A 14,176-nucleotide genomic window follows, 5' to 3' on the forward strand; every position below is an offset into this window, starting at 1 on the left:
GCACCAACGGCTGGACCCTGACCGCCGCACCCCCTTAAACCACGGCCATCCACCCCCACCAGCACCCCGCAAGATTTTCAGTGATCTTCTAGGGGCCCTCGTGACCGTCCATGAGCACCGGCGAGCCCACGCACGGGTCGGGCGCGGGTGCGGCAGCGGATGCCTGGGAGAGCGCCTCCATGTCTCTTCCACAGGGTTCAGCGTCCGGATTTATCCCTGTGGAAGAGACAGATGGCGCCGCTCCCCCGCCCGGCGCTAGCCGCGGTGGGCTGGTCGGGCCGGCCAGGGGGAGTCGATGGGGCGCAGGCCGGCGAAGTTCGCCGCCCGCGCCCGCGCCGTCGCCAGCAGGCCGACGACCGCCATCGCGTTGGTGATCTCGCCGCGCAGGACCCGCGCGACGGCCTCGTCGAGGTCGATGCGCGCCAGACCCATCTCGGCCTCCTCGTGCACCGGCACGTACCGCTCGGCCGCCGGAATCTCGTGCAGGTCCCGAGCCAGGAAGACCCGGTATGCCTCGTCGGTCATCCCCGGCGAGGACCAGACGTCGACGAGCAGGTCGTACCGGTCGGCGCGCAGCCCGGCCTCCTCGGCGAGCTCCCGGGCGGCGGCGACGGACGCCGGCTCCCCGGGCACGTCGAGGATGCCGGCGGGCAGCTCCCACAACGGGCCGCCGACGGGATGGCGGTACTGGTGCACCATCACGACCCGGCCGCCGTCGTCGAGTGCAACCACGCCCACCGCACCGGGGTGGACGACGACATCGCGCTGGGAGACGTCGCCCTCGGGCATGCGCACCTGGTCGCGGCGGACGGAGATGATCCGCCCGGAGTAGGCGAGCGTGCTCTCGGTGACCTCGTAGCGGTGCGCGTCGGCGGTCACGGCGACACCAGGGCGGCCGTGCCGTTCGAGCTGGCCCCCGGACGGGCGTTGCCGGCGCCGCGGCGGCCGCCGCCACCCCGGCCGGATGTGCCCCCCGGGCCGCCCGCTCCCCCGGCGTGCCCCGCGCCGGCGACGGCCGGCGCCGCGGCGTCGTCCTCGGCCCCCTCGGCGAGGGCGGCCCCCGCCCGGGCCCCGGTGTCGGCCCCAGCGCCGGACACGGTTCCGGCCGTGGCAGTCCCGGCCCCGGTGCCGACCGCCGAGGCGTCCGTGCGGGCCCCGGACACCGAGGCGGGCGTGGCGGCGGCGTCGGTGGCCGGCAGGTCGACGGGCAGCACCCCGCGGCGACGATCGGCGTGCGCGATCGCCGCGGCGACGAGCCCCCGGAACAGCGGATGGGCCCGCGTCGGCCGGGACCGGAACTCCGGATGCGCCTGGGTGCCGACGTAGTAGGGGTGCACGTCGGCGGGCAGCTCCACGACCTCGACCAGCCGGCCGTCCGGCGAGGTGCCGGAGAAGACCAGCCCGGCGGCGGCGAGCCGCTCGCGGTAGTCGTTGTTGACCTCGTACCGATGACGGTGACGCTCGGCGACCTCCGGCACCGCGTACTCGCGGCGGGCGACCGTGCCGGGGGCGAGCGTGCACGAGTACAGGCCGAGGCGCATCGTGCCGCCCATGTCCCTCGTGCCGGCGACGACCTCGTGCTGGTCGGCCATCGTGGAGATCACGGGATGCGGGGTGTCGGGCACGAACTCGGTGGAGTTCGCTCCCTCGAGGCCCGCGAGCCCGCGGGCCGCCTCGATGACCATGCACTGCAGGCCCAGGCAGATCCCCAGGGTCGGCAGGCCGTTCTCGCGGGCGTGCCGCAGCGCGGTGAGCTTGCCCTCGATGCCCCGGATCCCGAAGCCGCCGGGCACGATGATCCCGTCGACCCCGTCGAGCAGCGCGGCCGTCTCCTCCGGAGAGGAGCACTCGTCCGAGGTGATCCACCGCAGGTCGACCCGGGTGTCGGTGGCGAACGCGCCCGCCCGCAACGCCTCGGTCACCGACAGGTAGGCATCCGGCAGGTCGACGTACTTGCCGACGATCGCGATCGTCGCCGAGTTCGTCGGATGATGCACCCGGCGCAGCAGGGTGTCCCACTCGGTCCAGTCGACGTCGCGGAACGACAGCCCCAGCCGGCGCACCACGTAGGCGTCGAGGCCCTCCCGGTGCAGCACCCGCGGGATGTCGTAGATCGAGCTCGCGTCCGGCGCCCCGACGACCGCCTCGTCGTCGACGTCGCACATCATCGCGATCTTCTTCTTCAGGGCGTCGGGCAGCGGCCGGTCGGAGCGGCAGACCACCGCGTCCGGCTGCAGGCCGATGCTGCGCAGCGCCGCCACCGAGTGCTGCGTCGGCTTGGTCTTCAGCTCCCCCGACGGACCCAGGTACGGCACCAGGCTGACGTGGACCGTCAGCGCGTTGTCCCGGCCGACCTCGTGGCGCACCTGGCGGATCGCCTCGAGGTAGGGCAGCGACTCGATGTCGCCGACGGTACCGCCGACCTCCGTGATGACCACGTCGACGCTGTCGCCGGCGAGCCGCCGGATCCGATCCTTGATCTCGTCGGTGATGTGCGGGACGACCTGCACCGTCTGGCCGAGGTAGTCGCCGCGGCGCTCGCGGGCGATGACCGCCGAGTACACCTGGCCGGTCGTGACGTTCGCGCTGCCGTCGAGGTTCACGTCGAGGAACCGCTCGTAGTGCCCGATGTCCAGGTCGGTCTCGGCGCCGTCGTCGGTGACGAACACCTCGCCGTGCTGGAACGGGTTCATCGTGCCGGGATCGACGTTGAGATAGGGGTCGAGCTTCTGCATCGTGACCCGCAGTCCGCGAGCCTTGAGAAGCCGCCCGAGGCTGGATGCGGTCAGTCCCTTGCCGAGACTGGACGCGACCCCGCCGGTGACGAAGATGTGCTTCGTAACATGCACCTGGCCCACGTGAAACTCCCGTGGTCACGCCGCCGGTCCGGACCCGACGCCTCCACGGGACTTCACGGTAACACCTTCCCCGTGAGGTGCCTCCGGCACCTCACGGGGACCCCGGGTTCCAGGCCGCCGTATGGGGTCTCGTTCGATCGCCTCCGGCGATCCTCCTGGACACACCACCCGGCGACGCCTTGGGCGCATCACGGGGACCCCGAGTAGCCAGAGAGGTCCAGGAGTTCGCGGCTCGCGGCGACGATCACAGAGCGTGGCGGCGGCTGGCGGGTGTTCGGGGTGCATGCGTGGGAGAGCGCCGACGTGGTTCCTCTGATGGGTTCGGCGTCCGGTTTGTCCACACAGAGCGACCACGTGGCACCGGTCCCACGCACATCCCCGCTTCCGGCCCCTTCGCCGGCCACGGAACGTCGTCGTCAACCCCGACCCGACCCGACCCGGACCGGCGCAAGCAACCGTGCTTACGCGGCCGCCGCCGACCGTGACAGTCCCGCCCCGCCGCACAGGAGGACAGCCCGCCGCACCCGCAGCAGACGAACTCACGTCAGGCGATCGCGCCCAGGATCCGGGGACGATGCGGTCCATGCTCGCGGTGGATGACGATGGGAATCAGTAGCGGGCGCCGACCACCTGGGCGTCGAGGGCGTCGAGGACAGCCAGGTCGTCGGCGTCCAGGGTGAGGTCGAGGGCGCCGGCGTTCTGCTCCAGCCAGCGGCGGCGCTTGGTGCCGGGGATCGGGACCACCGGGACACCGAGCCGCTCGGCCTGCCCGTGCACCCAGGCGAGGGCGACCTGCGCCGGGGCGGCGTTCCTGCGGGCGGCGATGTCGGCGACCGCCTGCACGATCGCGCGGTTGGCCTCGCCGGCCTCCCCGACGAAACGCGGGCTGCGCGACCGGAAGTCGAGCGCACCGAGATCGGAGCCGTCGAAGGTCGCGGTGAGGAAGCCCCGGCCGAGCGGGGAGTAGGGCACCAGCCCGACGTTCAGCTCGCGCAGGGCGTCGAGGACGGACGTCTCGGGATCGCGGGTCCACAGCGAGTACTCGCTCTGCACCGCCGCGATCGGGTGCACGGCGTGCGCGCGCCGCAGCAGCGCGCCGTCGACCTCGGACAACCCGAGATAGCGCACCTTGCCCTGCGCGACGAGCTCGCCCATCGCCCCGACCGTCTCCTCGATCTCGGCGGTCTGCGGCGGCCGGTGCAGGTAGTACAGGTCGATGACGTCCACGCCGAGCCGCAGCAGCGAGGCGTCGCAGGCCCGCTGGACGTACGCCCGTTCCCCGCGGACGACCCTGGCGCCGTCGCCGCCGGAGCGGTCGATGCCGAACTTGGTGGCCAGTTGCACCTGGTCCCGGCGGTCGTGGATGGCCCGCCCGACCAGCACCTCGTTGTGCCCGGCCCCGTAGACGTCGGCGGTGTCCAGGAACGTGACGCCCAGGTCGAGCGCCCGGTGGATCGTCGCGATCGACTCGTCCCAGTCGGTGGCGCCGTACCACTCGCTCATCCCCATGCAGCCCAGCCCCTGGGCCGAAACGTTCAGTCCACCAAGGTTGACCTCGTGCATGCCGCTGCTCCCTGCCCGCCGCCCGCGTGGAGCGGCGATACCTGCGGATCCAGGCCTCCGGTGGGAGGCAACTGTCCTGCCGGGCGACGAACGCGGCGCACCTTGGTCCGACGCGCTTCGCGTGGAGGGAAGCACCCGGCCGGGTCCTGGCCGATCCGTGGCCCGTCGCCGGATAACCCTAGGTGTCAGAGCGCACTCGAAGGCAAGTCCACGCCCGGATCAAGGCGGAGATCGCCCACCGGCCGGGGACCCACCGGAGGCGTGGCGCGGTTCCGCGGAATCTGCCTGACCGTGCCACGTGCTCGTGGCGGCAGCGATCGCGGAGCGTCGCGGCGACGGGTCGGTGTTCGGGGTGGATGCGTGGGAGAGCGACCACCGTGGTCCCTGTGGCCGGTTTGGCGTCCGCTATGTCCATGGCAAAGAACCACAGGACGCCGGCCCCCCGCACACCCCCGCTCCCACCCCCCTCGGCCGTCACCGCAAGTAACTAGGCGGCCGGGGTTCAGCCCGGGCTCCGACGAACAGCCGCGCAGGCGCGGGGATCGGGACGCGGTTCCGCGGAACACCATGATCAACCTTAGGCGGCCAGTAAATGCAGGAGGTTGTCGACGGTTCGCCTGGCCCCCGGCGTCACTGAGTTCCTGCAATTGCCGGCGCAACCACCGACGGCGACCGAGGGCGGGGGCGGGGGCGGGGCGACGCTGGTCCGGATTTCCCTGGCGGTCCTGCGCCGGATCGGCGACGATGCGCTGCATGCTCGCGGGGGATGATGACGGGAACCAGCTCCTGGCATTCCGCCCCGCAGGCAGGGCCACGGCGATCGAGGCCACGCCGATGCCCCTTGCCCTGGTCGCCCTGTGGCACGACGACCGCATGTTGCTGGCCTTCAATCGGTTCCGTCGGAGCTGGGAGCTGCCAGGCGGCATGATCGACGCCGGCGAGACGCCACGTCAGGCAGCCGGCCGAGAGTTGCGGGAGGAGACCGGCTACGACGTCGACGAACTCATCCTCGCCGGTTACGCCCGGTTCGCCGTCGGCGCCGACCAGCGCATCGAGTACGCCGTCGTGTACGCGGGCCACGCCACGCCAGGCGGCGGCTTCTCCCCCAACGGCGAGATCAGTGCGTTGTCCTGGTGGAACGGCAAGGAGTCGCTCACCGGCCGCGTGCAGACCCTCGATGTGACCCTTGCCCGGCTGGCGCGTACGGCGTTGCGCTGACCGACAGACTGGCTGATCGGCAGATCAGGGTCGGGCCTTGTCGGCGGCGGCGGCGGCGAGGAGTTCCTCGGCGTGGCCGCGGGCCAGCGTGCTCTCCTCCTGGCCGGCGAGCATCCGGGACAGCTCGCGGACGCGGCCGGCGTCGTCGAGGGTGATGACGCCGCTGCGGNTGACCGAGCCGTCGTCGGCCTTGTGCACGACGAGGTGCCGGTCGGCGAACGCGGCGACCTGCGGCAGGTGGGTGATGCAGATGACCTGGTGGGTGCGGGCGAGGCGGGCCAGGCGGCGGCCGATCTCGACGGCGGCGCGGCCGCCGACGCCGGCGTCGACCTCGTCGAAGACCATCGTGGAGCCGGCGTCGTCGGCGGCGAGGACGACCTCGATGGCGAGCATCACCCGGGACAGCTCGCCGCCGGAGGCGCCCTTCTGCACCGGCCGGGGCGGGGCACCGGGATGCGGGATGAGGCGCAGCTCCACGTCGTCGACGCCGGCGGGGCCGAAGGCGACGAGCCGGTCGCCGACGGGCAGGCCGGCGGGATCGTCACGCTGGGCCACGGCGGCCTCGACCCGGGCGCGGGGCATCGCGAGGCCCGCGAGCTCGGCGGCAACCGCCTCACCGAAGCGGGCCGCCGCCGCCGACCGGGCCTCGCTGAGGGTGGCGGCGAGGCGGGCGAGCTCGGCGGTCAGCTCGTCGCGGCGGGCCGTGAGGGTCTCGGCGCTGTCGCCGGCGCCGTCGAGCTCCAGCAGCCGGCGGCCGGCCTGGTCGGCCCAGGCGAGCACGCCGTCGATGTCGGTGCCGTGCGCGCGGGTCAGGCCGGTCAGGGCGGCCTTGCGGTTCTGGGCGTCGGCGAGGCGCTCCGGGTCGGCGTCGATGCTCTCGGCGTAGGAGGCGAGGTCGGCGGCGACGTCGGTGAGCAGCATGCTCACCTCGGTCAGCCGGGCACCGAGCGCGGCGAGGTCGGCGTCGAGGTCGGCGTCGCCGGCGATGACGCGGCGGGCGGCGGAAACCAGGTCGACGGCGCCGGAGTCGTCGGAGCCGGACGCGGGATCGCTGATCAGCGCCGCGTGGGCTGTGCGGGCGGTGCGGACGAGCGTCTCGGCGTGTTCGAGCTTCGTCAGCTCGGCGTCGAGAGTGACGTCCTCCCCCGGCGCCGGTTCGACCCGCTCCACCTCGGCCAGGCCGATCCGCAGCAGCTCCGCCTCCTGCTCGCGTTCCCGGGACCGCTCGGTGACCTCCGCGAGCGCCCGGCTGACCCGGCTCAGCTCCGTGTAGACCACGCCGTAGCGGGCCAGGGGCCCCGCGACGGCGTGGCCGGCGAAGCGGTCCAGCGCCACGCGCTGCGTGGACGGGCGCAGCAGCCGCTGCGCCTCGGACTGGCCGTGGACGGCGATGAGATCCTCGGCGATCTCCGCGAGGAGGCTCGCCGGCACCGAGCGGCCCGCCACCTGTGCCCGGGAGCGGCCCTCCGACGTCAGCGTCCGCCCGACGACGAGGACGGCGCCGCCGGGATCGTCGTCGAGGTCGCCGCCGACGTCGCGGACCCGCGCGGCGACCGCGGAGTCCGCCGGGATGAGCAGGCGCCCCTCGACGAACGCCCGCTCCACCCCCGGCCGGACCAGGCCGTAGTCGGCCCGGCCGCCGGTGAGCAGGCCCAGGCCCTGCACAATCATCGTCTTGCCGGCGCCGGTCTCGCCGCTGACCACGGTCAGGCCGGCGGCGAGATCGAGGGCAGCGTCGTCGATGACCCCGAGGCCGCGGATGCGAATCTCCTCGAGCACGCCCCGAACTCTAGCCGCCCCACCGGGTCCGCCGACATCCTCAACCGTCAACAACCGTCTACAACCGTCAACGGACCCGCCCGAGTCCACCCCAGCGGGTCCGATGGCCGCTCAGCGCTCGTTGCGGCCCCGCCAGCCCGCCACGGGCAGGTCGAACTTGGCGACGAGCCGGTCGGTGAACGGCAGCGGGCGCACCACGGCCAGGCGCACCGGCCGCCGGCCGCGCACGACCTCGACCCGCGACTCGGGCGGCACCTCGGCGAGACGCCGCCCGTCGCAGTAGAGCACGCCGGGCACCGGCTCCAGGATCTCCACGGCGACGGTCGCGCTCGGCGCGAGCACGAGCGGCCGGGCGAACAACGCGTGCGCGCTGATCGGGGCGACAAGCAGCGCCTCGACCCCCGGCCACATCACCGGGCCGCCGACGGAGAACGCGTACGCCGTCGATCCGGTGGGCGTCGAGCAGATCACCCCGTCGCAGCCCCACCGGGACAGCGGACGACCGTCGATCTCCAGGACGCATTCCAGCATCCGCGCCCGTTCGGCCTTCTCCAGCGACATCTCGTTGAGCGCCCAGCCGGAGTAGGTGACCTCGCCGCGGCGGCGGACGGTCACGTCGACGGTCATCCGGTCCTCCACCGTGTAGTCCTTGCGGACGACGTGGTCGATGGTGGACTCCAGCGCGTCCGGTTCGGCCTCGGCGAGGAAACCGACGTGGCCGAGGTTGACGCCGAGCAGCGGCACGTCGGCGCCGCGGGCGAACTCCGCCCCGCGCAGCAGGCTGCCGTCGCCGCCGAGGACGAGCACCATCTCCACCCCGACGGCGGCGTCCGCGTCGTGCGGGACGACGTTCGCGCCGGTCAGGTCGAGCTGCTCGGCCTCGTCGCGCAGCACCCGCGGCGACACCCCGGCGCCGGCCAGCCCCTCGATCACCCGCTGGGCGCTCTCCCGCACGATCGAGCGGCGTGGATGGGTGACGACGAGGATCTCCCGGGTCATGCCGGACGCTCCGGTCGGTTCCCGGCAGGACCGGCCTCGATGGCGCGGGTGAGCGCGTCGTCGTCGAGTGGCGGCGCGCCCGCGGCGAGCCAGAGCAGGTACTCCACGTTGCCGGCCGGGCCGGGCAGCGGACTCGCGGTCACCCCTCGCACGCCGAGACCGAGCCCGCCCGCCACGGCCGCGACCTCGCGCACCACCTCGGCGTGCAGCGCCGGATCGCGGACCACGCCGCCGGCGCCGAGCCGCTCGCGACCCACCTCGAACTGCGGCTTGACCAGAAGCACGAAATCGGCGTCCGGCGCCGCGCACTCCCGCAGCGCCGGCAGCACCAACCGCAGCGGGATGAACGACAGATCCCCGACGACCAGTTCGACCGGCTCGCCGACCTCGGCCGGGGTCAGCGCGCGGGCGTTGACCCGGTCGAGCACCCGCACCCGCGGATCCGAGCGCAGCCGCCACAGCAGCTGGCCGTAGCCGACGTCGACCGCGACGACCGACGCCGCACCGTGGCGCAGCAGCACGTCGGTGAACCCTCCGGTGGACGCCCCCACGTCGAGGCACCGCCGCCCGGCCACCACCAGCGACCCACCCGGATCCGCCACGGCCGGCGCGGTCGACGCGGCGTTGGGCTCGGCAGCGACCGCCTCGGCATTGACGGGCTCGGCATTGACCGCCTCGGCATTGACGGGCTCGGCAGCGACCGCCTCGGCGTCGTAGGCGGGGACGCCGAAGGCGGCGAAGGCGCCGAGCAGCTTGTGCGCGCCGCGCGACGCCCAACCGGGATCGTCGCTCGCGGATACGGCGATCGATGTCGTTCCGTCGACGACCGTGGCGGCTTTCGTCGCCGGGATGCCGCCGACCAGGACCCGGCCGGCGTTGATCGCGGCCACGGCCTGCTCCCGCGAGCGGGCGAGTCCACGCCGGACGAGCTCGCTGTCCAACCGCACGCGACGGGCCACCACGCCCCCTGCTCGACTCACCGAACCGGCCGGACCGGACCCGGCCGTGGCTGCGCCCGATCGACCTCGGCTGCCGCGCCGCCGCCCGACCCGTCCAGGTCGGCCAGGGCGTCGGCCAGTCGGCGGTTCATCTCCTCGAAGACCTCCACATGTTCCGACGTCGCCACGACGTCGAGGGTGTCCAGCCGCGTAAGCGCGTCCCGGATCTCGGCGGGCAGGTTCTCGGTGCTCACTCTGTCAGCCTCCCGCACTTTTCGTCGATGGTGCGACGCCTCCCCCACGACGTGGGTCATGCGACGAATCTCATGACCCGCCGCATCCGCCGCGGTGCCGCTCGCGACCCGTCCGCCCGGGCGCTGCGCCACCTTCGCCGGCCACTCGCCCGGTGAGCGTCGCCTACCGCCCGATGGAAGGCACCATGGGAGGGCCCCCGCCGACGGGAGGCCCCGAACCGACCCGAAGGAGGCCGGAGCTCCCGATGGCCGACAGGTCACAGTGTGAGACCGCGTTCCGTAGCATCGCCGACCGTCTGGACAGGCTCGCCGCCGAGGGCCGCCCGCCCCGAACCCCCGACCGCACGATCGTCTGCCGCATCCCGGACCTGGGAACCGCCTTCTCCGGTGAGCTGCGCGACGGCTGCCTGCGCGACCTCGGCGAGGGTCACCGCGACGACGCCCAGATCACCCTGACCGTGAACAGCGACGATCTGATCGCGGTCACCGAGGGGCGGTTGTCGGTGCTGTCCGCCTGGACGAGCGGCCGGCTGAAGGTGGACGCGAGCGTGCGCGACCTGCTGAGGGTCCGCTCCCTGCTCTGACCGGCCGCCGGGTGTGCCCGCGCTGCCGACGTACTGCCGAGGTCAGGGCGCGACGGTGGGTACGACCAGGTCCGCGCAGCCCGCGGGCCGGTCGGCCGCGATCGCGTGGACTGCGACGCCCACATCGATAGCGGACCAGACCGCCGCGCACGCGGCCCGCAGCGCGTCGAGTCCGTCCCCCGCGCCGCCCTCGCCGTCACCGCCGTTCGCGTTGCCACCCTTGGTGTCGTTGCCGGCGTTGATGCCGTCGCCCCCGTCGTTCGCCGACCAGCTCAGCTCGCCGTCGTCGACGCGGGCGACCCACCCGCCGCAGGCGGCGGCGTGCTTGCCGGCGTCCGGCCGCGCCCGCACCGGTGGCGCCGGCCGCAGCAGGCCCCGCAGGTCGGCGGCCAGGAAGGTCGGGCGGTGCTCCGGCGGCGCGGCGAGCAGCTCCGACGGCGTCGTGACCCCGGTGAAGACGAGCAGGGTGGGCGTGGACGACCGGGTTCCGGCTTCGATGTCGGTGTCGAGCCGGTCTCCGACGATCATCGGGGTGCGGGCGCCGCTGCGCCGCATCGACTCCCGGTGCATCGCCGCCTCCGGCTTGCCGGTCACCAGGGGCTTCTGGTCGGTCGCGGCGCGCAGGAACGCGGCCACGGCGCCGTTGCCGGGGGCGATGCCGCGCTCGGTCGGCACCGTCCGGTCGGCGTTGCTCGCGACCCACCAGGCGCCGGCCCGGATCGCGTAGGTCGCCTCGGCCAGGCGGGCGTAGGTGAGGTCGGGGTCGAATCCCTGGACGACGGCCACCGGGGCGTCCTCGGCGGAGTCGACCGGGGTCAGCCCCTCCTCGATGAGCGCCTGGCGCAGCCCGCGCCCGCCGAGCAGGAGCACCCGGGCGCCGGCGGGCAGTCGTTCGGCGAGGACGTGCGCCGCGGCCTGCGCGGAGGTGACCACGTCCTCGGCCCGCGCCGGCACGCCGAACCCGGTCAGCCGGTCGGCGACCTCCGCCGGCGGGCGCAGGGCGTTGTTGGTGACGTAGACGGTGCGCAGGCCGCGACGGCCCGCGGCGGCGATCGCCTCCGGGGCGTGCGGCACCGCCGACCCACCGCGGTTCACCACCCCGTCGAGATCCATCAGGGCGACGTCGAACAGGTCGGCGAGCGGTCGGTCGGTGCCGCGCAGCGGGCCGGCCTCGGCCGCGTCGCGGGGCTTGGCCACCAGGCCGGCGGTCAGATCTGGGGACACGGCGAACTCTCCGGGGATCGCGCTGGTCGCGGGCCTGTCGGCCGCGCGGGACGGTGGCCACCGGGACGTCCCCGGCAGCCGATCGGTCATGCCCGGGCCAGGGCCGCGCGGGCACCGCGCAGCGCGACTCCGTAGTGCCGGATGTCCGGGCGCATCGCCACTGCCAGCGCGAGGTGCTCGACGGCCGCACGAAGATCGCCGATCTTGCGGGCGGACAGGCCGAGGCCGAACTGCGCGTAGTCGTCGGTGGGATGACGGTCGACGATCCAGGCGAAGGTCTCCCGGGCGGCGACGTACTGGCCGGCGCTGAACTGGGCACGGCCCAGCGCCTCGCGAACGCTCGGCGAGGCCGGCTCGGCCGCGACCGCGTGCGCGAGCAACTGCACCGCGGCATTGGCGTCCCCGTGGCCCAGCAGGGCCATCCCGCGGGTGTACCAGTCGTAGACCTCGCCTGCCGGCCCCGGGCGGATGCTGTCCGTCGGGGCGCCCTCGTCCGGAGTCTCTTCCGGGCGGCCGGTCTTGTCGACCATCTTCACCTCCACCACGTGGACGAACACCTACGCTGCGCCGGCCGCTCGCACACCCCTACGCGGCGGACCACTCTGCGACAGCGTCCCCGGCGAGCACCGCCTGCGCCGCACGGCGCCGCAGCGCAAACCCGCCCCCTCGGACCAACACCGCCGTGGACGGAATCACTCCGGTCGGCTCTGCCGCGCCTGGCAGGCCCACCAGCCGTGATCCCAAGAGCTGGGAATCACGCTTCGTAATCACTCCTCTCACCAGCGAGGATGGCGACACTCCCGGGTCCAGTGTCGCCGCAAAGCCCGCCGGGACGCCCCCGGATCGGATAATGATCACTACCGGTGGCCCGCGGCCTTGCCGTCACGACCGGACACACCACGCCCTGCGCTCACGGCGGCCGCGGCGGGCGATACCCGATGACGCCCACCAACGGGCCGCCGGCGCCACCCCACCCGGCCGGCGGATCCCCGGGTCGGCCGGCCGGCACCGGCCGGGTCCTACGATGCGGCTCATGCTGCACGCCGATCATCCCGTCCCCGTTCCCGCGGGACTCGTGCTCACCCCGTTCCGGGCGGCGCGCTTCCCGGTCTCAGGGCCGGCTCTCGCCGCGTTGACCTCGCCGCCCTACGACGTGATCGACGATGCCGAACGCGCCCAACTCCTGGCCCGCGACGTCCACAACGTGGTGCGGCTCATCCTGCCCGGCGACGACTACGACGGCGCCGCCCGCACGCTGCGGGAGTGGCTCGACGGCGGGGTGCTGCGCCGGGACGACAGGGCGTCCGTCTACGTGTGTGAGGAGGAGCAGGACGGCCACGTCCAGCGGGGGCTGATCGGCGCCGTCGCACTGGCCGACCCGGCGGCGGGGATCATCCTGCCGCACGAGAACACCATGGCGGGGACGGTCTCGGACCGGCTGGCGCTGACCCGGGCGACCCGCGCCAACCTGGAGCCCATCTTCCTGCTGTACTCCGGCGGCGGCGAGACCAGCCGAGTTGTCAGCGAACTGGTCGAGACTGTCCCGCAGATCGAGACGACCACAGACGACGGGGTGACCCATCGGCTCTGGGCGATCGACGACCCGACGGTGCTCACCGCCATGGCGNCCGACCTGCTGCCCCGGCGGGCCGTCATCGCCGACGGGCACCACCGCTACGCCACCTATCGGCAGTACCAGGCCGAGCGGCACGCCGCCGGGGACGGCTCGGGTCCGTGGGACTTCGGCCTCGCCTTCCTCGTGGACGCGACCGTCTCCGGCCCGCGGGTGCACGCCATCCACCGGGCGGTGACCGGTCTGGACCTCGCCGCCGCGGTGCGCCGGGCCGCCGCCGAGTTCACCGTCCGCAGACTCGCCGGCCCGGACGTCGCCAGCCCCGAACGGGCCGGCGCTGCACCGGCCGCCGCTGAACGGGCCGGAACCGAACAGGCGGGCGTCGACCCGAACCACCTGCTCGACGAACTGGCCAAGGCCGGTCAGGGCGGGCACGCCTTCGTCGTCACCGACGGCACCTCCGCCTACCTGCTTACCGAGCCCACCGCGGGCCTGCTGGCCCGCAGCCTGCCGGCGGGCCGCTCGGCCGCCTTCCGCCGGCTCGACGTCACCGTCGCCCACCTGGCGCTGATCGTTGACGTCTGGGAACTCGCGGACACGGTCGGCGTCGTCGACTACCACCACGACGCACCGGCCGCGATCGCCGCGGCGGCTGCGGCCGGCGGGACCGCGCTGCTGCTCAACCCGACCCCGGTCGCGGATGTGACCGCGGTCGCCGAGGCCGGGGAGCGCATGCCTCGCAAATCGACGCTGTTCACCCCGAAGCCGCGCACGGGCCTCGTCCTGCGCCCGTTGGACGCCTGACCGGCCCGACCGCGTCGCCCCGGCCACACGCCGTCTTCCGGCCACGCCGTCTTCCGGCCACAGTGCGGCCAGATCGTGCCGAGGCCGGAACGCGGTCTCGGCTCCGAGAACCGCCGCCAGACCTCGACACGATTCGGTACCGGCCTAGGAGACCACTGAAAATCTTGCGGGTCCGGGTTCTGGTGTGGTGGTCGACGCCAGTGTTGTGATCATGCAGGGTGAGTGGGTGGGCGAGCTGATCGGGCCGGACGTGTGGGAGACCTGCCGGGAGTTGATCCCGGCGGGGAGTGTGTTCGCGTTCCTGGCCGAGCATCGGGAGGCGCTGTTCCCGGCGGAGATGTTCACCGACATGTACCCGTCGTCCAACGGACGGCCGAGCATG

At 73.7% G+C, this 14,176-nt stretch carries 12 protein-coding genes and 3 pseudogenes; 5 read left to right on the top strand and 10 right to left on the bottom strand.

The features are described from left to right. Positions 1-255: 255 nt before the first annotated feature. The 3 genes from UK82_RS30040 to UK82_RS30050 all read right to left on the bottom strand — a co-directional run bounded on the left by UK82_RS30040 (position 256) and on the right by UK82_RS30050 (position 4,421). The gene (locus UK82_RS30040; protein ID WP_044887520.1) at positions 256-879 is read right to left on the bottom strand and encodes an NUDIX domain-containing protein; all 624 of its coding nucleotides are present in this window, start codon (positions 877-879) and stop codon (positions 256-258) included. Further along, entirely contained in the window at positions 876-2,858 is a 1,983-nt protein-coding gene (locus UK82_RS30045; RefSeq protein ID WP_044887519.1) for a CTP synthase, read from the bottom strand. The genes UK82_RS30040 and UK82_RS30045 overlap by 4 nt, the downstream gene beginning before the upstream one ends. Before the next feature lie 609 nt (positions 2,859-3,467). Further along, positions 3,468-4,421, bottom strand: coding sequence for an aldo/keto reductase (locus tag UK82_RS30050; RefSeq protein ID WP_044887518.1), 954 nt, complete (start codon positions 4,419-4,421; stop codon positions 3,468-3,470). A gap of 753 nt (positions 4,422-5,174) precedes the next feature. Between UK82_RS30050 and UK82_RS30055 the strand changes: the two genes are divergently transcribed. Then, complete coding sequence (locus UK82_RS30055) at positions 5,175-5,639, top strand: NUDIX hydrolase (protein WP_083507443.1); 465 nt, start codon at positions 5,175-5,177, stop codon at positions 5,637-5,639. 24 nt (positions 5,640-5,663) lie between these two features. Here the strand turns inward: UK82_RS30055 and UK82_RS41100 are convergent. The 5 genes and pseudogenes from UK82_RS41100 to UK82_RS30075 form a co-directional block, all read right to left on the bottom strand. Then, positions 5,664-5,808, bottom strand: a 145-nt coding sequence (locus UK82_RS41100; RefSeq protein WP_236706617.1) for a hypothetical protein, incomplete at its 5' end; no start/stop codon positions are given. 1 nt (position 5,809) lies between these two features. Then, positions 5,810-7,418 (bottom strand): annotated as a pseudogene (recN, locus tag UK82_RS30060) (DNA repair protein RecN); the annotation flags it as partial. A gap of 111 nt (positions 7,419-7,529) precedes the next feature. Continuing rightward, positions 7,530-8,417 (bottom strand): NAD kinase, encoded by an 888-nt coding sequence (locus tag UK82_RS30065; RefSeq protein WP_044887516.1) that lies wholly within the window; start codon positions 8,415-8,417, stop codon positions 7,530-7,532. Beyond that, entirely contained in the window at positions 8,414-9,376 is a 963-nt protein-coding gene (locus UK82_RS30070) for a TlyA family RNA methyltransferase (RefSeq protein ID WP_055410801.1), read from the bottom strand. The genes UK82_RS30065 and UK82_RS30070 overlap by 4 nt, the downstream gene beginning before the upstream one ends. 17 nt (positions 9,377-9,393) lie before the next feature. Next, complete coding sequence (locus UK82_RS30075; RefSeq protein ID WP_044887515.1) at positions 9,394-9,609, bottom strand: hypothetical protein; 216 nt, start codon at positions 9,607-9,609, stop codon at positions 9,394-9,396. 245 nt (positions 9,610-9,854) lie between these two features. On the opposite strand from UK82_RS30075, the gene UK82_RS30080 reads away from it, so the two are divergent. Beyond that, positions 9,855-10,193 (top strand): alkyl sulfatase C-terminal domain-containing protein, encoded by a 339-nt coding sequence (locus UK82_RS30080; protein WP_044887514.1) that lies wholly within the window; start codon positions 9,855-9,857, stop codon positions 10,191-10,193. 42 nt (positions 10,194-10,235) lie between these two features. On the opposite strand, the gene UK82_RS30085 is transcribed toward UK82_RS30080, so the two are convergent. Continuing rightward, positions 10,236-11,417, bottom strand: a complete 1,182-nt coding sequence (locus tag UK82_RS30085) for an HAD-IIA family hydrolase (RefSeq protein ID WP_236706615.1) — start codon at positions 11,415-11,417, stop codon at positions 10,236-10,238. A gap of 86 nt (positions 11,418-11,503) precedes the next feature. Continuing rightward, complete coding sequence (locus tag UK82_RS30090; RefSeq protein WP_173667376.1) at positions 11,504-11,947, bottom strand: lipopolysaccharide assembly protein LapB; 444 nt, start codon at positions 11,945-11,947, stop codon at positions 11,504-11,506. A 494-nt stretch (positions 11,948-12,441) separates the two neighbouring features. Here UK82_RS30090 and UK82_RS41105 point away from each other — a divergent pair. From UK82_RS41105 to UK82_RS43645, 3 genes and pseudogenes are all read left to right on the top strand, one after another. Further along, positions 12,442-13,044: DUF1015 domain-containing protein (locus UK82_RS41105; RefSeq protein WP_236706616.1), on the top strand; the 603-nt coding region annotated here is incomplete at its 3' end. A gap of 1 nt (position 13,045) precedes the next feature. Continuing rightward, positions 13,046-13,794, top strand: a pseudogene (locus UK82_RS41110) (DUF1015 family protein); the annotation flags it as partial. 211 nt (positions 13,795-14,005) lie between these two features. Beyond that, positions 14,006-14,176: pseudogene (locus UK82_RS43645) on the top strand (IS5/IS1182 family transposase); the annotation flags it as partial.

The sequence above is a fragment of the Frankia sp. ACN1ag genome (assembly GCF_001414035.1).
Classification (GTDB): Bacteria; Actinomycetota; Actinomycetes; order Frankiales; family Frankiaceae; genus Frankia; species Frankia torreyi.